General features: G+C 50.8%; 17 protein-coding genes. 7 read left to right on the top strand and 10 right to left on the bottom strand.

All coding sequences use genetic code 11. The features are described 5' to 3' along the window. Positions 1-69: 69 nt before the first annotated feature. Complete coding sequence (locus JUB14_RS14120; protein ID WP_207506943.1) at positions 70-1,230, top strand: trans-sulfuration enzyme family protein; 1,161 nt, start codon at positions 70-72, stop codon at positions 1,228-1,230. 438 nt (positions 1,231-1,668) lie between these two features. Continuing rightward, the gene (locus tag JUB14_RS14115) at positions 1,669-2,070 is read left to right on the top strand and encodes a response regulator (protein WP_207506942.1); all 402 of its coding nucleotides are present in this window, start codon (positions 1,669-1,671) and stop codon (positions 2,068-2,070) included. Between the two features lie 50 nt (positions 2,071-2,120). Here JUB14_RS14115 and JUB14_RS14110 read toward each other — a convergent pair whose 3' ends face one another. Then, the gene (locus JUB14_RS14110; RefSeq protein ID WP_207506941.1) at positions 2,121-3,023 is read right to left on the bottom strand and encodes a sugar phosphate isomerase/epimerase family protein; all 903 of its coding nucleotides are present in this window, start codon (positions 3,021-3,023) and stop codon (positions 2,121-2,123) included. Between the two features lie 18 nt (positions 3,024-3,041). Continuing rightward, a complete protein-coding gene (locus JUB14_RS14105) occupies positions 3,042-5,189 on the bottom strand; it encodes an outer membrane protein assembly factor BamB family protein (protein ID WP_207506940.1) in 2,148 nt (715 codons plus the stop codon). A gap of 151 nt (positions 5,190-5,340) precedes the next feature. Here JUB14_RS14105 and JUB14_RS14100 point away from each other — a divergent pair, with 151 nt between their 5' ends. After that, the gene (locus tag JUB14_RS14100; RefSeq protein WP_207506939.1) at positions 5,341-6,051 is read left to right on the top strand and encodes a 3-keto-disaccharide hydrolase; all 711 of its coding nucleotides are present in this window, start codon (positions 5,341-5,343) and stop codon (positions 6,049-6,051) included. Between the two features lie 218 nt (positions 6,052-6,269). On the opposite strand, the gene JUB14_RS14095 is transcribed toward JUB14_RS14100, so the two are convergent. Beyond that, the gene (locus JUB14_RS14095; RefSeq protein WP_207506938.1) at positions 6,270-7,808 is read right to left on the bottom strand and encodes a BCCT family transporter; all 1,539 of its coding nucleotides are present in this window, start codon (positions 7,806-7,808) and stop codon (positions 6,270-6,272) included. Between the two features lie 43 nt (positions 7,809-7,851). Next, on the bottom strand, positions 7,852-8,133 hold the full coding sequence (locus tag JUB14_RS14090; RefSeq protein ID WP_207506937.1) for a DUF427 domain-containing protein: 282 nt from the start codon (positions 8,131-8,133) through the stop codon (positions 7,852-7,854). A 210-nt stretch (positions 8,134-8,343) separates the two neighbouring features. Here JUB14_RS14090 and JUB14_RS14085 point away from each other — a divergent pair, with 210 nt between their 5' ends. From JUB14_RS14085 to JUB14_RS14075, 3 genes are all read left to right on the top strand, one after another. Beyond that, positions 8,344-8,727 carry a VOC family protein gene (locus JUB14_RS14085; RefSeq protein WP_207506936.1) on the top strand — a complete coding sequence of 128 codons (384 nt, stop codon included), beginning with the start codon at positions 8,344-8,346 and terminating at the stop codon, positions 8,725-8,727. A 117-nt stretch (positions 8,728-8,844) separates the two neighbouring features. Continuing rightward, on the top strand, positions 8,845-10,053 hold the full coding sequence (locus JUB14_RS14080) for a multidrug effflux MFS transporter (RefSeq protein ID WP_207506935.1): 1,209 nt from the start codon (positions 8,845-8,847) through the stop codon (positions 10,051-10,053). Between the two features lie 383 nt (positions 10,054-10,436). Next, the gene (locus JUB14_RS14075) at positions 10,437-10,817 is read left to right on the top strand and encodes a VanZ family protein (RefSeq protein ID WP_207506934.1); all 381 of its coding nucleotides are present in this window, start codon (positions 10,437-10,439) and stop codon (positions 10,815-10,817) included. A gap of 26 nt (positions 10,818-10,843) precedes the next feature. On the opposite strand, the gene JUB14_RS14070 is transcribed toward JUB14_RS14075, so the two are convergent. The 3 genes from JUB14_RS14070 to pgi all read right to left on the bottom strand — a co-directional run bounded on the left by JUB14_RS14070 (position 10,844) and on the right by pgi (position 14,639). Continuing rightward, entirely contained in the window at positions 10,844-11,014 is a 171-nt protein-coding gene (locus JUB14_RS14070; protein ID WP_207506933.1) for a hypothetical protein, read from the bottom strand. A gap of 5 nt (positions 11,015-11,019) precedes the next feature. Then, complete coding sequence (locus JUB14_RS14065; RefSeq protein ID WP_207506932.1) at positions 11,020-12,900, bottom strand: sialate O-acetylesterase; 1,881 nt, start codon at positions 12,898-12,900, stop codon at positions 11,020-11,022. A gap of 89 nt (positions 12,901-12,989) precedes the next feature. Then, entirely contained in the window at positions 12,990-14,639 is a 1,650-nt protein-coding gene (pgi, locus tag JUB14_RS14060) for a glucose-6-phosphate isomerase (RefSeq protein ID WP_207506931.1), read from the bottom strand. A 152-nt stretch (positions 14,640-14,791) separates the two neighbouring features. Between pgi and JUB14_RS14055 the strand changes: the two genes are divergently transcribed. Further along, complete coding sequence (locus JUB14_RS14055) at positions 14,792-16,315, top strand: glycosyltransferase family 39 protein (protein ID WP_207506930.1); 1,524 nt, start codon at positions 14,792-14,794, stop codon at positions 16,313-16,315. A 205-nt stretch (positions 16,316-16,520) separates the two neighbouring features. On the opposite strand, the gene JUB14_RS14050 is transcribed toward JUB14_RS14055, so the two are convergent. From JUB14_RS14050 to JUB14_RS14040, 3 genes are all read right to left on the bottom strand, one after another. Beyond that, positions 16,521-18,272 (bottom strand): arylsulfatase, encoded by a 1,752-nt coding sequence (locus JUB14_RS14050; protein WP_207506929.1) that lies wholly within the window; start codon positions 18,270-18,272, stop codon positions 16,521-16,523. 90 nt (positions 18,273-18,362) lie between these two features. Further along, a complete protein-coding gene (gene rluF, locus JUB14_RS14045; protein ID WP_207506928.1) occupies positions 18,363-19,148 on the bottom strand; it encodes a 23S rRNA pseudouridine(2604) synthase RluF in 786 nt (261 codons plus the stop codon). 48 nt (positions 19,149-19,196) lie between these two features. Next, complete coding sequence (locus tag JUB14_RS14040) at positions 19,197-20,000, bottom strand: glycoside hydrolase family 25 protein (RefSeq protein WP_207506927.1); 804 nt, start codon at positions 19,998-20,000, stop codon at positions 19,197-19,199. Between the last annotated feature and the right edge of the window lie 57 nt (positions 20,001-20,057).

The raw sequence follows: 20,057 nt of genomic DNA, 5'->3' as shown, positions 1-20,057 counted from the left end.
GCCGGGAAGCCGGTGGTTCGGCTCCTGACTATGTCCTGTTCTTAACTAACCCTGTCACACCCATCCGGCATGGACCTTTCGTATATTATTAATGAATTGGGCGAAGACCGCTCAGCGTACTTCAATGCGGTAGCCCCTCCTATCATCCAGACCAGTAACTTCGCGTTCACTTCCTTCGCTGATCTGCGTGGTGCCTTTCAGGACGAAATGTCTACCTATGTATACTCCCGGGGGGTGAATCCAACGGTAGATATACTACGCAAAAAACTGGCGGCCCTCGACGAGGCCGAAGACGCTCTGGTATTCAACAGCGGTGCCTCCGCCATATTCTGCGCCGTACTGGCCAACGTTAAAGGAGGTGACCATATCGTATCGGTGGAGAAGCCCTATACCTGGGCTTACCGGATGTTTGACATTATACTCCCCCGCTTTGGCGTCAGTACTACCTATGTCGACGGTACCCGCATCGAAAACTTTGAGGCAGCTCTGCGTCCTGAAACGCGTCTGATCTACCTGGAGTCGCCCAACACCCTTACCTACGAGCTGCAGGACCTGGAAGCCCTAGCGAAGCTGGCAAAGAGCCGGGGCATCATCACCATCATTGACAACAGCTACTGTACTCCTCTGCACCAGAAACCTCACACCCTGGGCATAGACCTGAGCCTGCAGTCGGCCACCAAGTACATCGGCGGACATAGCGATACCGTGGCGGGCGTACTGACGGGTACTAAGGAAATGCTGGCTAAAATATTTAACGAACAGCTGCTGAATACCGGCTCGGGTATTATGCCGTTTAACGCCTGGCTGCTGCTGCGCGGACTGCGTACCCTACCTATGCGCCTGGAGCGTATCAGCCAGAGTACCCAAAAAGTACTCACCTATCTCAAACAACATCCCAAGATCGAACGGGTATTCTTTCCGCTGGACGAGGATTTCCCACAGCTGGAGTTGGCACGCAAGCAAATGACCGGAGCCTGTGGCCTGCTGACCGTGCAGCTAAAAGCGGATAGCGCTGAGCGAATCGAAACCTTCACCTACGCGCTGAAGCATTTTCTGGTGGCGGTTTCATGGGGAGGCCACGAATCGCTGATCCTGCCGCAGGCGGCTGGTATACCTCCCGAGGAGTTTGACGCGTCCAATGAGCGCCACCGCATGGCCCGCATATACATTGGACTGGAAGATGCCGATTACCTGATCAGGGATCTGGAGCAAGCTCTGGAAAAGCTTTAAAAGTATCCGCTGAATCAGGGTCAAACAAAAGTTACACATCGCTGGTTTTGGTGCTACTGCTTTAGGAAAGTAAAAAGCCTGATATAAAAAGTCTTTTTAATACCTTTTCAGATCAGGCTATAACGGGTACTTTAACGCTATACGATGGAAAAAAATTTACTGCTACAATATGTTAGTCAGGTTTAGTAAGGAAGAAATATAGAGTCTGTCCTTCTTCCTGTTCATTCAGTACTACTGCAATGACTCTTAGGGTCCTTGGGTAGATTCTATCCATCGCAGATAGTCTTTTATAGCTCTATGACTGCTTTCTGTCCATCCACGCTAGCTAGTATGAAATGGTGCGAAATTAGGTTTCAAAAGTGCAGCAACAGCCAATTTTATTTCTCTGATTTACATGTAACTTTACACTGTTAAGGACTACCAGCCAACACTCAAAATATGCCTACCCCCATTACCTGTTTTTTGATCGATGATGATCAGGACGATCAGGAAATTTTTGCCCTGGCGCTGAATAAGGTGGATCCGACCATTCACTGCGTGACAGCAGATGATGGACTCGATGCCATACAGAAGCTGAACAAAAACTCAGAGTTCGTGCCGGAGTACATATTCCTGGATCTGAATATGCCCCGTATGAACGGTAAGCAGTGCCTGACCGAGCTGAAGAAGATTGAGCGCCTAGACCACACGCCGATTATAATCTACTCCACTTCGTCGGAGCCCAGAGATGTACTCGAGACCAAACAACTCGGAGCTACGGATTTTATGACCAAGCCTTCATTTATCGATGCCCTGACCGCTTCGCTGGCTAAGGTATTTGTTGAGTATCCTAAATCGTAGGTATGAAATAAAACTATACTTTCTTACCCAATATACCGGACGGGAGGCTGTTAACGCATAGCCTCCCGTACCTCCGCCAGAAAACGCGGAATTTGCACCCGTGGATCGCCCGAAAGGGTTTCTAATGGAATGTACCCCCGATATCCCACATTCCTGATAATCTGGATGATCTTCTTCAGGTCTGTCTTTTCTTCCTTGCCGTTGCGGTACACATTCTCCTTGATCTGCCAGGTATAGGCGTAAGGAGCCAGTTTGGCTACCTCTTCATACGGGTCCCCTGCCCTAAGGCTACCAATATCCAGGTTGATACCCAACCAGTCGGAGGGGATCTTGTTTCGGATGTAGAGTACCTGGTCTACGGTCTTGAGCAGCTCGTTGTGATTCTGCAGTACGATCATCACGCCTTTCTGTTTTCCGTGCTCCACGCACTGCCTGATACTATCCACCGCCCAGTCCATTACCTCCCGTTCGGCGTACCCCTCCGGCACTCCCTTACCGGCAAATACACGCAGTACCGGCGCATCCATTTTGGCAGCTACGTCTACCCACCTGCGTACCAGCTCCACATCCGCCTCCCGCTTGCTTTTATCGGCAGACGAGAAGTCCGTCCGGACGCCGGTACCACTGATATCTAACCCCAGCAGGAAGGCCTGTTTCTTGATCTCATAGACATAGTCATCCTGTGGTACCTCAGGGTAGCCGGGAAAATAGTACCCGGTTGGATCAACAGCATTAAACCCCAGATCCGAGCAGTAATGGAGTACATCGCCCAGCGTCATCTCTCCTTTACGAAGCGGATCATTAAATGAATATAAGTTACAGCTGAGCTTGATATGGGCAGAGGGGTTGGCAGTATGAGTCAAGGGTACTCCTCCGGCCTCTTTCAAACTCGCTGCCATGGCTACTCCCCCCAGGGGTACTGCTTTCAGAAATTTTCTTCGATCAAATTGCATAGACAGGCAGGTGTAAAGTTAAGGTAGTGCAAAGGCCACGTATTTATCCCCGGACCTGGTTTTCAGTTTTCCACCCCCACAGGCTATTACCACGTACTGTTTGCCATTGACGGAGTAAGTACTGGGGGTAGCATAACCCGCGGCGGGTAGCGGTGCCTGCCAGAGCGTTTTGCCAGTACGGCGGTCAATGGCCCGGATCTGCTCATCGCGGGAGGCTGCGATAAACAGGAGCCCTCCCCTCGTGACTACCGCTCCTCCGTAGTTGTCGGTGCCGGTAGGCGGTACTCCCTGCGCCGTAAGCTCAGGGTATTCACCCAAAGGTACTTGCCAGAGGTGGTCACCCGTATGCATGTTAATAGCCGTGAGGGTACCCCAGGGCGGCTGGCTAATGGGATAGCCCTTGGAGTCGTACCAACGGTTATACCCCGTGTGCGAGTAAGGTACCATAGTACGGGTAGGCTTTGCTTCGGAGGCTACGGCAGATTCCTTCCCGAACAGAAAGTCTACTATGGCTTTCCGCTCCGCTTCCTTAAGGTGCGTAAAAGCAGGCATCATGCCTCTCCCCTTACCCAGTAACTGATGCACCGCGGGCTCATTGCTACGGGCAGATACGTTGAGTAAAGAAGGATAGGTACCATCATGACTTCCCTCCCGGGTAGCTCCGTGGCAGGCCCCGCAGTTTACCTCATAGAGCTTTTTACCTGTCACTGAGGCCGTAGTTCCCTGCTGTTTGGGAGCGTCTTTGATAGCCGAGTACACCGGATTTTCCTTGGCCGGCACATACAGAATACTATTTTCGTCCACCGCGGCACCTCCCCACTGCGGTCCTCCATCGGTACCGGGAAAGAATATAGTACGTTCCCAACCCAATGGAATGAAGGGCTGACCGGTTTTAGCTTTTCGTAGCTCTACCAGTATCTCCTCCCGCTCACTTGCTGACAGTAAAGGACTTAGATCCTTTTCGGTAAAGCTCTGGCGTGTAAAGGGCGTGGGTTTAAGGGGAATGGGTTGGGTAGGCCAGGCCTGTTCACCGGGTATATCCGAAGCCGGAAATGCCCGTTCTTCAATAGGAAACAGCGGCTTACCCGTTACCCGGTCAAATACGAATAAAAAGCCCTGTTTGCTCAATACGGATACAGCGTCAATTTTTCTACCACCGTGAACTACCGTAAAAAGGTTAGGCGGAGCCGGTATATCACGGTCCCAGATATCGTGATGAACAGTCTGGAAGTGCCACAGCCGCTTGCCGGTAGCAGCATCCAGCGCCAGTAGGCAGTTAGCAAACAGATTGGAGCCGTGCCGGTTGCCGCCGTAGAAATCAAAAGCCGCCGACCCCGTAGGCGCATACACAATACCCCGCTTGCGATCAATGGCCATGCCCATCCAGTTATTGGCCGCTCCTACGTTCTTATACCCGTCTTTTGGCCAGGTATCGTAGCCGTACTCACCAGGGCGTGGTACCGTGCGGAATGTCCATACTATGCGCCCCGACCGAACATCGTAGGCGCGGATATCACCGGGAAGGGCAGCGGCGCTTTCGTTCACGCGCGTACCCATGATGATCAGGTCTTTATAGATAACACCCGGTGTGTTGGATATGACATAGTCATCGGCACCGGGACGTTCAAGTCCATCCCTCAGGTTGATCTTTCCTGCGGTTCCAAAAGTACTAACAGGCTTACCCGTACGGGCATCCAAAGCGTACAGGTAGGAGCCATACCCAAAGAAAATACGACTGGCTTTGCCATCGGTCCAGTAGGTAACGCCCCGGCTGGTCATGCTGAAGGTTTCATCGGTGATGTTAGTCTTCCAGAGTTCACGTCCCGTGGCGGCGTCCAGCGCAAAAGCCTGCGAACCGGCCGAAACGCCATAAAGTACCCCATTGATGATAATAGGATTACTCTGCATCTGCGTCGTGTTTCGTATGGTATCCGCTCCGCCCGAAGCATACTCCCAGGCTACTTTGAGCTTTGATACGTTACTGGTATCAATCTGGGTCAGCGGAGAATAATGGTTCCGGTCAGGGCCGCCGTTGTACTCCGGCCAATCGTGGCCATTCTTGCCAATATCTAATTGACTATCATTTCCTATGGGCTCTGAATGTATACTTAGTAGTGTAAACATCAGTACCGCCGGACTTAGTAAGTATAGAAGATTTCGAAGCATGAAACAGAGCTTAGTGGTCGTAAAGGGGCAATACCACATTTGGTATATAAAGGAGAAGGAGAGTCAAGTCTACCACATTATCTTTTAGTATGATAGTAGTACCGGACCATACCTAGCTTTGTTAGACATGCTCAAAATCCAATAGACCATCATGAATAAATTTGTAGTAGCGGCCTCCTTCGTAGCCGCCAGCTTTTTTACCTCGCTTTCTCCTGTACAAGCCCAAACCAAAAGCCTCTTCAACGGTAAAGACCTGAAAGGCTGGCATACCGATGTACCGGAGCAAGACAAGAACCCTAATGCCCGCAATCCCTTTATCGTACGCGACGGAATGCTGGTAAGCCTGGGTACTCCCGGCGGTCACCTGATTACTGATTCCAGTTTTCAAAATTACCGCTTAGAGCTGGAGTATCGCTTTGCAGGTAAGCCCGGTAACTGCGGCGCTTTGGTACATGTTTCCACACCCCGGGCATTGTATGATATGTTTCCCAAGTCCATTGAAATACAGATGATGCACCAGAACGCCGGTGATTTCTGGTGTATAGAGGAAGACATAGTAGTACCTGACATGGAAAAAAGACGTGGCCCCCGCGAAAAATGGGGTGTTAACGGGGACAAGCTACGCCGCATACCCAACCTGACCGATGGCTCAGAAAAACCCGTTGGCGAATGGAATACTATGAAAATTCAATGTCTTAATGATGCAATTACTGTTTGGGTCAATGATGATACAGTAAATATGGGTTGGAATGCTACAGCCCAAAAAGGACAGATAGCACTTCAGGCAGAGGGCGCTGAGGTAGAATTCCGAAAAGTAGTTCTTATCCCACTTACTCCAGTTAAAACTATGAAGGCTCATTGACAAACTTCGTGTCTAAATTATTCTGCCAATAGCCCCAAAATTTTATATAGTTATGGGGCTAGATAATGCTATACCCTGACCAGCATTTGGCCTTTGTTCTTGCCCGAAAACAAACCCAGAAAAGCCTCCGGTAGCTGAGCAAATCCTGTTACTATGGTTTCTTTGTACCTTAGCTTTCCTTCCTTTACCCAACCCGCAGCACATATGTAGTCGTAAGCTCACTTATCTCTAAGCCTCTCCGGATTCAGCATCAGCTTTATAATACCCCAGGCTACCAGCAGCATCAGGATTAGAGCCGGAAAGCCTCCCAGATTAGAGAGAATACGTACTCCATCCAACCCCTTGTTCTCACCTTCCCCGGCAAACGATACCATCACCCAGGCGATCAGACCAATGAGCCCTCCCCAGGCTACTTTTACTGGTAAGGGAGGTTCTACGTGTGTATTACCCGTCTTGTACACGCTGATGTCGCTCATAGCAGCCGTGTTGGAGTCGGCCGCGGTTACGTACGAAAGAAAGGCCGTACCGAGAAAGATAAAACTGGTAAGTGTGGACAGGGGCAGTCGCGCCAGGATTTCGAAGATGACCTGACTGGCTCCTCCCTCCCGGCTGACAACCTGGTACAGGGGCGAGCCTACTCCTGCCATGTCTATCTGAATAGACGTTACGCTGAATATCATGATCCAGACGCAGGCAAACAGGGCCGGAAAGAGCAGGTTGAAGTGAATGAACTCCCGTACGGTGTAGCCCACGGCAATACGCCCCAGGAACAGGGCCGTAATGGGCGTCCAGGCCAGCCAGTTGGTCCAGTTGAAGAGGGTCCAGCTTTTGGCCCAGGCGGTATCATCAGTTATGGTGCCGATCAGGCTCCGCTCAAAGAAATGGAGTACATATTCGCCCAGGGCCTCCGCGCCAAAAGCCAGCATATAACCCGTCGGTCCGGCTATAAGCATAAATACAGCCAATAGAATAAATATCGAAACATTGATCTCCGATAGGATACGTATCCCCCGCAACAGGCCACTCGCCGCCGATAGTATAAAGCAGGTAATAATACTAAGGGCTATAAGTCCAAGTGTAGTAATAGTAGAGGGAATACCAGCCAGTTGCTGCAAACCTCCGGACAGGATGAGTATGCCCGCACCTAACGAGGCCGACATACCGGCCACCAGACAGAACAGACAGATAGCATCGATCAGACCGCCTACCGAACGATGTACTCCTTCGCCCAGCACCGGGTACAGCATAGAGCCCAGACTAAACGGCTGACGAAGGTTGTAGTAGCAAAGGGCAAACGTAACTCCGGCCAGGGTGTAGATTCCATAGGGGATCAGCGACCAGTGCATGTACATGGTCGACACCGCAAAAAGTGCGGCCTCGTGGCTACCAGGCTGTATACCCAGACTGGCCGGTGGAGCATGCAGGTGAAAAAGAGGCTCGGCCGTACCCCAGAATAAAATACCGGTGGCGATGGTTGTGCAGAGTGTAATTGCAAACCATCGCCACCGGTCCAATATAGGTAGTGCATCAGCCCCTCCGATACGCACTTCACCTAAGGGGGACAGGTACACCACTATACATAGTGCAAAAAAGAAAAGAGCTCCCAGCGAAAACAACCACCCAAACCCATCCATCATGGCGCTATTCAGAGCAGTTATGCTTTCTATCATCCGGGCCGGGTCAAGTAAGCTATAAGCAGCTACCAGAATCAGAATAAGGAAAGGCGGCCAGAATACACGGTGACGGAGGGTAGGCATCAGGGAGATTGGATCGGTTGAGTGAACTGACCAATATAGTGAGTTACTCCGTAACTTCCACCCCTTTCCAGAAGGCTACCATGTCTTTCAGCGGCTTGGCCTTATCGGTTGGATTAGGATAGTACCAGGCGGCATCCTTGTTCACTTCCCCATCCACCTCAACATCATAGTACGAAGCAGTACCTTTCCATACACAGGCGGTCTGGGTATCAGACTCCTTAAAGTACTCTTTTTTTACTGACTCGGCCGGAAAGTAGTGATTGTTTTCAATCACCATGGTCTCGTCGCTCTCGGCTAATACTTTATTATTCCAAATGGCTTTCATAGTAGATAACAGTAAGTTTTTAATGCAATAGTTAAGTCTTATAAAGCAGTGGCCGGAGGTGTGGCACGGGGTACTATCCCCTACCTCCGTTACTTGCTTCTCCAATAAAGCTATAATTCTGTGCCAGTGTTTTGGCTATATTTGAAGCCGACATGCCAGTTGCTTTCTTCGGGCCTGTTGCCGATCCAGTTCCTAATCCTTCATTCACCCATGCTCAGCCACGTACACCACATTGCTATTATCTGTTCTGACTATGCCCGGTCCAAGGCTTTCTATACCGATATTCTAGGTTTAACCATCATCAGGGAAGTATACCGTGAAGCCCGGGAATCTTACAAACTGGATCTGGCTCTCAACGGTCACTACATCATTGAGCTGTTTTCTTTTCCCAATCCCCCCTCCCGCCCCTCCCGACCCGAAGCAGCCGGGCTACGTCATCTGGCTTTTGCGGTGGAAGACCTGGAAGCCTCCATAGCCCATCTTACCAGCAAAGGCGTTGAATCTGAGCCTATCCGCACGGATGAATTTACCCAAAAACGCTTCACCTTCTTTGCTGATCCGGATGGACTCCCGATTGAGTTCTACGAGGTATAGCACAAGCACGTTATTGGATAAGTACAATTTAACGTTAGCATTATATAGCTATTTTTCAAGCATTTCCGGCTAATTTTGCAGTAACAAAAATTGGTATTTATCCACATCAACAAACACATGAGCAAGAAGGAGTTAAACAAGGTAATTTTGCTCCTGGGGGTACTGTCGGCACTGGGACCATTTAGCATAGATATGTACCTGCCGGGCTTTCCGGCTATTGCCAAAGATCTTAATGTTAGTATAGCCGATGTAGGTCTGTCGCTGACCAGCTACTTTATCGGAATAAGTGTAGGTCAGTTGTTCTACGGACCCATCATAGATCGTTTTGGTCGCAAGGCTCCCCTCCTTTTTGGTCTGTCGCTCTACACAGTGGCAGCCGTTATCTGCGCCCTGGCTCCGACTATACACTGGCTGATTGCCCTGCGGGCGGTGCTTGCCTTGGGCGGATGCGCCGGTATGGTGGCCGGACGCGCCATAGTGCGGGACTTGTTCCCTCCGGCCGATACCGCCAAGGTTTTTTCTACGCTGATGCTCATCATGGGAGTAGCTCCGCTCATCGCCCCTACCATGGGTGGCCTGATCGTAGCCTCACTAGGCTGGCGGTATATATTTGCCTTCCTGGCAGTGATCAGCGGACTTATGCTGGCGGCCGTGTATTTCTTCCTGCCGGTGAGCCGCCAACCTGACCCTTCCGTAACGCTACGCCCGGCCGCTGTACTGCGCGAATACTGGATAGTGCTCACAGAACCGGCTTTCCTGAACTATGCCATGGCCGGAGGCTTTGCCATTGGAGGCTTATTCGCTTACGTAGCGGGGTCGCCTTTCATCTATATGGATCTCTTCCATTTTACAGATACACAGTACGGATGGTTGTTCAGCTTTAACGCGCTAGGCTACATAGCGGGTAGTCAGTTCAATCGCCTCTGTCTGCGTACCTCCACCACGGCCCGGATAGCCGAACTGTCAGCGCTGAGTATAAGCATAATTGGTTTTCTGATGATAGCCGGAGTTGCTACGCACTCGCTGCCCTGGATAGGATTCCTGACCCTGTTATTTCTGTACCTGTTTGCCCTGGGCTTCCTGACTCCCAACACCTCGGCCCTTACCCTGGAGCCCATTACTCGTAATGTTGGTAGTGCTTCGGCCTTTATGGGCTTTGTCCAATTGATATTCGGGGCACTGGCATCAGCTATGGTAAGCTACCTGCACAACGGTACTGCCCTACCTATGGCCGGTGTTATGGCCTTCTGCGCCATCGCCAGCTTTACCCTCCTACTGGTTCAGAAATTCAAAGCTTCAGGCCGTAATGTAGAAGCCGCAGCCTGATCAGCTATATTGAGTATACTACTATAAAAAGGGCCGCTCTGACGTAGGTGTTAAAGCGGCCTTATTTCATTTTAGCCGGGTCAGTCGTATATTAAGTACATCAACCTATCTACTGTAAACTGGTACTAATACGGTTTATGTTGCTACGGGTGTTTTGCTGTCTACCATATTCATTATCTGGGCTATTTATAAAGTATTTATCAGAAAAGACAAAGATTATAACGACATCATAGCCGGGCTTTTCTTTGTTGTAGTCTTCTTCCTGGTCCTGTACTTTTTGATATCTATTGCCTGACCAAATGATAACTTGCGGTTAAATTTTGGCCGAACGGGCACGAAAAGTGTATATTGACTGCATAATCCGACCAGTAACCTTATCTGAAATGCTTGCCTCTTTAATCTTTTGGTTTTCCCGCCACCGCTGGCCCGCCTGGCTCTGGACATTTCTGATCCTGGTAGCCTGCACCTGGCCGGGCAAGGATTTGCCAGATGCACCAGTCACCTATTTTGATAAGATTGTGCATGTCGGTATGTTCAGTGGCTGGACCCTACTCTGGACTCTCCTAAAGCCCAGACAGTCTGCAATAGTGGCGGCAGTTGGGCTTCTATTTGGAATTTTAATTGAATTTTATCAGCAGATGCTCCCCTTTGACCGAAGCTTTGACCTGTGGGACATCGTAGCCGATGCAGGAGGCGTGCTATTGGGATATATATTATACATACTACTAAACAAATACGCTGATCTATCCCAACAAGGGGTCTAAACCAGCGTAGGTTATACAACTTATATTCATAGATCAGGAGAGGACTTCCCTCCTGAAATTTTTTGTTCAGTGGTTTCCACAGCTTCTTCCGGCTCCTGGTCATCGGATTGAGGCCAGGCATAGGGGAAGCCTTCCTGCTCATTTTCTTCGGACCACTTCCGGAACGACTCGTTGAATGTTTTCAGATTGATACACATAGCTTCTACTGATTAAACTGTACATTCCCGCCATTCTTGACTTCCAGCTGACCACCATTTAACCGGAGCATTTTAGCATGGGTTAGTACCCCATCAACAGTTATAGTATGTCCGGCGTTCAACACTACCTCTGTATCTATACCCGGTACACAACCGCACGACCAGGTAGTTGTACTGTTCCAGTTGCCGCTGGCTATGGTTTCTACGCTGGCTATCACTGATACGTTCAGGGCGGTTTGGGCCTGGCAGCCATAACTGTTCGTTACCTTTACCTGATAGGTACCAGCCCTTGCAGTAGTCGCATTGGGAATAGTGACATTGCGGGAGGTACTACTAAAGCTCTGCGGGCCGCTCCAGTTAAAATTACATCCGTTAGTTGCCACTACTTCCAGTACAATACTTCCCCCCGCCGCTACAGTACGATCTCCGTTGGTTGACACCGTGGTAGCCGTAGAGGCTGGTACCCGTACCCGCGGGGAGAAAACCGTATTGTGGAGAGCATCCTTTGCTTTGAGCCGGTAAGTACCCGTGGTACCTGTCCACTGTGGCTGATCGTTCAGTACCTGATTACAGTCAGCCTCCGCGTACCATTGGTAGGAAGTCCAGCCCGAAGGCGCACTAAATGAGAGGGCATTGTCTCCCCCACAGCTAGCAAGTAGGGAAGGAGGTGGAGTGGGCAGATAGGGAGTAGATCCACCCGTAAAAAAAGCAGCAGGAAGCTGATCAACCCAGGCCTGAGCCAGCGCGATCTGTACAGTACTGGTAAAATGAATTTCGTCGCTGGTCCGGTAGGCGCTCCCTACCATCGGGTCAGTTTCGGGACCGGGAAAAACATGGGCTAAGGCCACAGCCGCATCAGAGCTATTCAGCCCAATCACATCGTTCTGTGCATCTATGACGGGTGGCCATATACGGGAGGTACCGTCTACAGTAAATCGGGAAGCCCTGGCCACTACCCAGGCCAGATCCGGTTTACCACTCAGCGAGCGACTATTGAGGATGAGTTGTCTGAGATCATGCCGATAGTCTTCGCGGGAACGCTGCTCATAGTTATCCGACTCTCCCTGGTGCCACAGAACCGCCCGATAGCCCTGCTGAGCTATGTAGTAGTTGAGGGCCAGCCTCAGATGGCCAAACGGCATTCCGGGAGGATAAGGATAGCCAAAAAAACTAACGGAGGAGAACTGGGTATCAATGGACTCGCGCCAGTTGCGTATACCTGTACCACTCCAGCCAGCATTGAATATCATAACCGGCACATTGAGTTTACTCACCAAACGATCCCCGAATGCCCCCCAGCACCAGGCATAACTACCAAAGGGAGCCGTTTTGGTTTCCTGATCCAGATGCACAAAAACCGGGCAGGGCAACTGTGTGTTGGCATAGCTGATAGGGCCCTGCTGACTAAGATTCTGGAAGTCTACGCTGTTGACACGATCGTCTGCGGCTCCGGGGCCACTGGGCAAGCCATCTCCTCCTGACGCGTTGGACTGCCCTGCCACCAGAAACACCTCTCCCACTCCTACCCGATCTACCACATCCTGCCCCACCACCGCTTCATCACGGATCGCCCGTACCTGGAGCTCGTACCAGCCACCACGCACCACCATAGAACCATAGAACTGTCCACCCGATGGAGTATGATGAATGGCCTGCCAGCCCCCTCCCAGAGGTGCCTCCACACCTTGTCCAGCCACACGGGGTACAAATCGGGCTTCTACTCTATCTACACAATCTGAATAATAGCCGCCAATATTTACGGTGGTTTTATTAAAATTATCCCGTTGAAAAACGGCTCGTGACGTAGGAAAGGTCACAGTAACCTGGGCATAGCCTACCAGAGGTATACTAATGAGTAAGTAAAGAATACCATACAGGAATCGCATAGCTATAAGAAGATAAAGCCACTACACGAAGCTACAATTATTTAAATAGCTTCCGAGTAGCGGCTTTAAAAAATATATGATAGGTACTTTTACCTCCAGCGCTTGTACTGGTTGATCAGTCCGTTGGTTGAGCTGTCGTGATCCGATACCGGCCAGTCGTTCTGTAGTTCAGGATAGATTTTGTTAGCCAGCTGCTTGCCAAGCTCCACACCCCACTGGTCAAAGCTGAATATGTTCCAGATAACCCCCTGCACGAATATCTTATGTTCGTACATAGCGATGAGGCTACCTAATACCCGTGGGTTGATCTTCTTTACCATGATCGAGTTCGTAGGGCGGTTTCCTTCGAACACTTTGAACGGTGTCAGGTAATCTACCTCCTCCTTGCTCTTGCCCGCGGCTACCAGTTCCTCTCTGGCTTCGTCATAGGTCTTACCATTCATAAGGGCTTCAGTCTGGGCGAAAAAGTTTGACAGCAGCATCTTGTGGTGCTCACCGATGGGGTTATGACTATTGGCAGGTGCGATGAAGTCACAAGGGATAAGCTTGGTACCCTGGTGGATCAACTGATAGAAAGCATGCTGGCCATTGGTACCGGGCTCCCCCCAGATGATAGGTCCGGTCTGGTAACTGACAGGATTACCGTCGCGGCCTACTGACTTACCGTTGCTCTCCATATCACCCTGCTGGAAGTAAGCGGCAAAGCGGTGAAGGTACTGGTCGTAGGGTAGAATGGCGTGCGACTCGGCTCCAAAGAAGTTGTTGTACCAGATCCCCAGTAAGCCCAGCATCACGGGTATATTCCGCTCAAACTTGGTATTCCGGAAGTGGTTGTCCATATCGTGAGCACCAGCCAGGAGCTGTTCGAAGTTCTGGTATCCGATAAAGCAGGCAATGGACAGACCAATAGCCGACCATAGCGAATAACGGCCACCTACCCAGTCCCAAAAGCCAAACATATTTTCGGGATCTATACCAAATTTCTCTACTTCCTTGCGGTTGGTCGAGATAGCGACAAAGTGCTTCTTAACGTGCTCGTCGTTTTTTGCCTTCTCCAGGAACCAGGCACGGGCCGTATGCGCATTGGCCATAGTCTCCTGCGTGGTAAAGGTCTTGGAGGCAATCATGAACAGGGTTGTCTCGGGATTCAAGCCCTTTAGCGTTTCGGCCACGTGTGTACCATCCACATTTGAAACAAAGTGTACGTTCAGCCCTTTCTTGCCGTAGGCTTTCAGCGCCTCGGTTACCATTACCGGTCCCAGGTCACTACCACCGATACCGATATTTACCAGGTCAGTGATTTCCTTACCGGTGTAGCCTTTCCACGATCCCGAACGCACGCTGCTGGAAAAAGCCTTCATCTTTTCCAGCACCTCGTTTACCTCAGGCATTACATCCTTATCATCCACCATAATAGGTGTGTTGGAACGATTGCGCAGGGCTACATGAAGTACCGCACGACCTTCGGTCGCGTTGATTTTCTGCCCGGTAAACATCTGCTCGATGGCCTCCTGCAGGCCACACTCCTCTGCCAGTTGTACCAGGTAAGCACGGGTACGGCTGTTTATGCGGTTTTTGGAATAGTCTACCAATATATCCCCCAGACGAATCGAAAACTTTTTGAAACGGTTTTCGTCTTCCTCAAAAAACTCCCGCAGATGTTTCTTTGCGATAGTCTTGTGGTGAGTTTTGAGCTTTTTGTAAGCAGCGGTCTGGTCAAAAGGAGTAACTGAAAGCATGGGTAACTTTATAATGAGTTGAAACAACTAATCTATGAGTACAACCTGAACTTCGGACGATTGTGTATTGCAAAAGTAGCTGTTTACAGGATTTATTAGGAGCTTTTAACAGATTTTGTATATTCGCATCTACCATACACACTTATTGCTCAATGCATACTCCCGTCAGGCTCCCCTGGTTAGTTTGGCTACTGGCGTTAATCAGCGTAGCGCTACACCTTGTATTCTTTAATAATCTCGGGTACCACCGCGACGAACTTCTTTACTTTTCACTCGGCAAGCATCCGGCCTGGGGCTACGCTTCGGTACCTCCGCTGGTAGGTCTGCTGTCCTGGCTGATCCAGTCTCTGCTGGGCGATTCACTTTTTGCGGTGAAGCTGGTACCTGCCCTGATGAGTGGTGTCATGGTAGTACTGGGGGCGTTTCTGGCTCAGCAGTTGGGCGGTCGCAAATACGCCATGAAGTTAGCGGCAGTAGGTATGATCGTCCCTCCCCTGATGCTCCGGGCGTACTTTCTGTACCAGCCGGTATTTCTGGATATTTTTTTCTGGACCCTCTGCTACTACTGGTTTATCCGGTATCTCAACACCGACGCCCCCCGGTACCTGTACTTCCTGAGTGCTACGGCCGGGTTGGGCTTCTTAAATAAGTACCTGATCCTGCTGCTGATTTTCTGCTTGATTACCTCCCTGCTCCTATCAAGACGACGGATTATACTGCAAAGCAAGCATTTTGTGGGCGCTCTGCTGCTTGGGTTTGTTGTAGTACTACCTAACCTGATCTGGCAGTTTGCACATGGCTTACCGGTAACTCAGCACATGAATGCGCTGGAAACTACCCAACTCACTCACGTAGATCGGGTAGCGTTTCTGGTAGAGCAGGTACTGATGCCCTTTGCTGCCATGCCCCTGGTCATTACCGGTGTAGTGTACATGCTGCGCATGCGTCGCTTCAAAGCGGTAGCGATGAGTGCCCTGCTGGTGGTGGCGGTTTTGTTTTCGGTACAAGGCAAAAGCTACTATACCGCCGGAGTATTCCCCTTACTGATTTCCTGCGGTACTATATTCTGGGAGCGGGTTTTGAAAACACCCCTTACTCGTATAGGCCTACCCGTGCTGATGATTCTGGTGACGCTTCCCCTGCTGCCACTGGGTCTGCCAGTATTTGGTACAAAAGGATTGGTAGCCTACTTTAACGGACTGGAGGAAAACTTCGGGATCGACTTCGGACGACGTTTTGAGGATGGTACCGTACATCCTCTCCCGCAGGACTACGCGGACATGATTGGCTGGGAAGAGCTCACCACTATAGTTGACAAAGCGTATCAGCAAACGCAGGACAAAAGCCAGACACTCATCTACTGCGAAAACTACGGACAGGCCGGTGCCGTCACCATTATAGGCAGCAGGTATAACCTACCCGAACCCATGTGTTTTAATGAAAGCTTCCTGTACTGGGCACCCAGGCTCCTCGATAAAGATATACAGGAGTTTATCTATGTAAATGACGAACTGGGCGAAGACATCCCCGCTCTGTTTGCCGACATTAAAGAAGTAGGCCGCATCACCAACCCCTACGCCCGGGAGCGGGGCACGCAGGTATACCTGTGCCGCCAGCCCAAAGTCAACATCAGCCAATTCCTTCGTAAACGCATAGCCGAGGAAACGCCTTTTTAATGGTGAATGAGAGAGTGGTGAATGAGTGAATGAAAGTTATTACTTACGATGGTTCGCTGGAGGAGTACTTTCCACAGCGGTTGCAGAATGTATGATTATCTAATCGAGAATCGCGGCCGTGTACCTATTGGAATCGACAATCCGAAATCGACAATCGAAACTCCTTTTTCACCCTTCCTTCCTTTCTCCTTTCCTCCTTTACCCACTACCTCCTCTTCAGGATTACCTGATAGGGGCCGACTTCTTTTTCACCGTTGGATAGGGATACCTGCAGATCGGTTTTTCCGGCGGGAAGAGTGATGTTTGGTATAGTACCTTTGGTACCATCATTGGTAATCGTTCCTCTGAATGTCTTTCCACTACCCGATATACTGAGTTGCCAGCCGGGGTGAGGCTTGTCTAGAACTACCTCAGCATCGAAGCTGGCGGGACGGGCCACCTCTACTTTCCAATGCCCCTGCTCACCCCAGCCCTGTCCTTGCGTAAGTACCCAGTCCTGCTGACTCAGCCGGGTGGTAGTTTCGTGGTCGGTACCTAGTACGATGTGGGGCTTGGCGTAGTTGTCAGGGCGGGTACCGGATACATCCCGGAACCACGTCATATAATCGGCCTTCATCTTCTCCACTACCTCCGGCAACTGATCCGCCAGGTTCTGCTTCTCGCTGGGGTCATTCTGGATATCGTATAGCTCAAACTTTTCGCCGTTGGGGCTAAGTAGCTTGTAGCGGGGTGCCCGGGCGGCAAAGGCTATAAAGGGTTTGGGTTCATCGCCCCGGTGCCACTGCATATATAACGTCCGCTCCGGCCACTCCACCTCCTTACCTTCAACCAGAGGCAGAAAGCTCCTTCCGTCAATGATCCGGTCCTGAGGTAGTGAGGTACCGGCAGCTTCCAGTAAGGTAGGCATGATATCGATGTGAGCTACCGGGCGGTCACTGACGGTACCCGCCTTCAGGCGTTCGGGCCAGCGCATAAAGAAACACGTACGGATACTCCCCTCCCACACCTGGCCCTTGCCTCCCCGGAAGGGGCCATTGTAGCGGGTAGTCTGGGGCCCGTTATCCGTCATGAATATGACTATGGTATTTTCGGATAGGTCCCACTCATCCAGTTTCCGCATGAGCTTGCCTACATTCTGATCTACATTGTCCACCATGGCATAGATACGAGCCAGGTCTTCAGCACGCTTTTCGGGATTGGGAAAATCACCCCGTAGTGCCGACGATACTCCTTTCTTACGGTACTTAGCCAGTAGCTCTTCGGGTACATCATGAAAGGGATCGTGGGGGGCGTTTGTTGCTATGTAGGCAAAGAAGGGCTTTTGCTGCTGTTGGCTTTGTTCGATGAAGGAGAGAGCCCTATCGAAGTACACATTGGTGCAGTAGCCTTGGGTCTGGACCTCCTCCCCGTTGTGGTACAGAATCGGGTCAGTGTAGCGCCGGTTATTGTGCAGGGGCTCGGAAGGCTGGGCTAGTCCACCGCCAAAGTGAACCAGCGCCTCGTCGAATCCCTGATCGTTGGGGCGCATGGGATAGGCATCGCCCAGGTGCCATTTACCAAATATACCTGTCCGGAAGCCCCGCGTTTTGAGGGCTTCGGCCAGTGTTACCTCTTCGCTATCCATCATAGAACGGCCTACGTAGGTATCTACCACCCGGGTACGGTAGTTGTAGCGGCCCGTCATGAGGCTGGCGCGGGTCGGGCTGCACACCGGACTCACATAGAAGTGACTCATGCTGGCACTCTGCTTAGCCAGCGCGTCGATATTAGGGGTTTCAATCACCGGATTGCCCGTTACGCCCAGGTCGCCATAGCCCTGGTCGTCGGTCATAATGAGTATGATATTAGGGGAGGCGGAAGTGGCTGTCTGTTTATGACCAGACGTGTTACGATGGCAACTCAGAATTGAGGCGCCAACAAGAAAAACGGCTACTGTATAAAGGGCTATGCGCTGCATGATTCCGGAATTGTTAGATCAACAAAGCATGAACCAGCCCATAAATACTACCTCAGCAGGATACATCTGCCATGCCCCCTACGCATCTGGCTAGTCGTAAGCTTCCAGATCCTCACCACGCTGGGCGAACAGGTAAGAGCCTTCCTCGGTCTTGGTCGAGGTAGCCACCATGCGGTTGATCTCCTCCATTTCGGCTGCGGTAAGGTTGCGCCATTTCCCCACGGGTAGGTTATGCAGAGTTACGTTCATGATACGGACCCGTTTCAGGCGGGTAACGTTATAGCCCAGGTAGTCGCACATCCGTCGGATCTGACGGTTGAGGCCCTGGGTCAGGATGATGGTAAACACGTAGCTGCTCTCCTTCCGGACGTAGCACTTTTGCGTGACCGTATCCAGGATAGGTACACCGTTACGCATGCGGTTTATGAATTCCGGCGTGATGGGCTTATCTACCGTGACGACATACTCCTTCTCGTGATTATTACCCGCCCGCAGTATCTTGTTGACAATATCGCCGTCGCTGGTCAGGAAGATGAGTCCCTCAGAGGGTTTGTCCAGGCGACCAATAGGAAAGATGCGTTCCGGGTGCTTGATGTAATCAATGATATTTCCCTTGATGTGCCGCTCCGTCGTACAGGTAATACCTACCGGTTTATTAAAGGCGATATATACCTCCGACTTCCGCTTCGCTTTCAGTGGCTTCCCATTGATCTGAACATCGTCCTGATCGGAAGCTTTATCACCCAGCACCGCCTTCCGGCCGTTGAGCGTCACCCGCCCCTGTTCGATGAGCTTATCGGCTTCCCTACGCGAGCAGAATCCAGTTTCGCTAATGAATTTATTCAAACGGGTTGATGATGCGCTTTCTTCTGCCATTGTATTCTTTATATAAGAGAAGGGCTCATAGTAGCACCTCCCGCTCCTCTAGTTTTTTCCTACTTCCTCCCAGGTTTCCACATCATGCAGGTATACGTTGAAGTCAACGTAGCCTTTTACACCATCTACCCACCCTCTTTCGCTGTGCTGCCAGAAAAGTACATGAGCGTTTTCGGCCAGGTCATCGAGGTGAGTGCGGGAATAGCCGGCCAGCCAGAGTGGGTACTCATCAAAGTTGCCGGCTATGTACTTCTGGTAAAAGTGCTCGTTGGTATAGATAATAGGCTTTACTCCGTAATGATTTTCTATGATAGTAAGCCAGTTCTTCACACCTTTAATGATGATATCGGCTGGCTTACCGGCCTCAATCTCCAGGTCAAGTACCGGAGGCAGGTCCCCTTCCTCCATCCTGACCCGCTTTATAAAGTTGTCGGCCTGCAGGCTTGAGTATACTCTGGGGTTATAAAAGTGATAGGCTCCCCTCCGGATACCTACCCGACGGGCTTCTTTCCAGTTGCGCACGTACTGGCGGTCGGCGTGGGTGGCTCCTTCGGTTGCTTTGATGTATACAAAGTCAACTTTGACCCCTTCAGACTTTACAGCCTTCAGCTTATCCCAGTCAATACGGGCATTATGGTGCGACACATCAATGCCATGTAAAGGATAGCGCATAGGTAGCCTGATCCCGAACCGCTGGACGTGCCTCCACTGGTTCTCGTTGCGATGGCTCATCCACCAGGCTATGCCCCCGATCAGCAAGCCTATTCCTACTATAATTCCCCACCCCATCAGCGGAAGAGGTTTTTTATCGGGTTCTTTATTCGTTTTAAATTGTTGTGCTTTACGCGCCATACCGCCACAAAAATACAAATAGCCTACAAATATGATTGACACAGTATCAGTAAATCA

Source organism: Telluribacter humicola (assembly GCF_017355935.1).
Lineage (GTDB): Bacteria > Bacteroidota > Bacteroidia > Cytophagales > Spirosomataceae > Telluribacter > Telluribacter humicola.
Note: the sequence above shows the minus strand (reverse complement) of the source record. Positions and strands in the feature narration are given on the sequence as shown.

Coding starts and splice junctions, on each gene's coding strand:
- JUB14_RS14075 (WP_207506934.1), top strand. CDS start 10,437: ATGCTTGCCTCTTTAATCTTTTGGTTTTCCCGCCACCGCTGGCCCGCC.
- JUB14_RS14090 (WP_207506937.1), bottom strand. CDS start 8,133: ATGAAAGCCATTTGGAATAATAAAGTATTAGCCGAGAGCGACGAGACC.
- JUB14_RS14100 (WP_207506939.1), top strand. CDS start 5,341: ATGAATAAATTTGTAGTAGCGGCCTCCTTCGTAGCCGCCAGCTTTTTT.
- JUB14_RS14070 (WP_207506933.1), bottom strand. CDS start 11,014: ATGTGTATCAATCTGAAAACATTCAACGAGTCGTTCCGGAAGTGGTCC.
- JUB14_RS14065 (WP_207506932.1), bottom strand. CDS start 12,900: ATGCGATTCCTGTATGGTATTCTTTACTTACTCATTAGTATACCTCTG.
- JUB14_RS14040 (WP_207506927.1), bottom strand. CDS start 20,000: ATGGCGCGTAAAGCACAACAATTTAAAACGAATAAAGAACCCGATAAA.
- rluF (WP_207506928.1), bottom strand. CDS start 19,148: ATGGCAGAAGAAAGCGCATCATCAACCCGTTTGAATAAATTCATTAGC.
- JUB14_RS14055 (WP_207506930.1), top strand. CDS start 14,792: ATGCATACTCCCGTCAGGCTCCCCTGGTTAGTTTGGCTACTGGCGTTA.
- JUB14_RS14115 (WP_207506942.1), top strand. CDS start 1,669: ATGCCTACCCCCATTACCTGTTTTTTGATCGATGATGATCAGGACGAT.
- JUB14_RS14080 (WP_207506935.1), top strand. CDS start 8,845: ATGAGCAAGAAGGAGTTAAACAAGGTAATTTTGCTCCTGGGGGTACTG.
- pgi (WP_207506931.1), bottom strand. CDS start 14,639: ATGCTTTCAGTTACTCCTTTTGACCAGACCGCTGCTTACAAAAAGCTC.
- JUB14_RS14110 (WP_207506941.1), bottom strand. CDS start 3,023: ATGCAATTTGATCGAAGAAAATTTCTGAAAGCAGTACCCCTGGGGGGA.
- JUB14_RS14105 (WP_207506940.1), bottom strand. CDS start 5,189: ATGCTTCGAAATCTTCTATACTTACTAAGTCCGGCGGTACTGATGTTT.
- JUB14_RS14085 (WP_207506936.1), top strand. CDS start 8,344: ATGCTCAGCCACGTACACCACATTGCTATTATCTGTTCTGACTATGCC.
- JUB14_RS14120 (WP_207506943.1), top strand. CDS start 70: ATGGACCTTTCGTATATTATTAATGAATTGGGCGAAGACCGCTCAGCG.
- JUB14_RS14095 (WP_207506938.1), bottom strand. CDS start 7,808: ATGCCTACCCTCCGTCACCGTGTATTCTGGCCGCCTTTCCTTATTCTG.
- JUB14_RS14050 (WP_207506929.1), bottom strand. CDS start 18,272: ATGCAGCGCATAGCCCTTTATACAGTAGCCGTTTTTCTTGTTGGCGCC.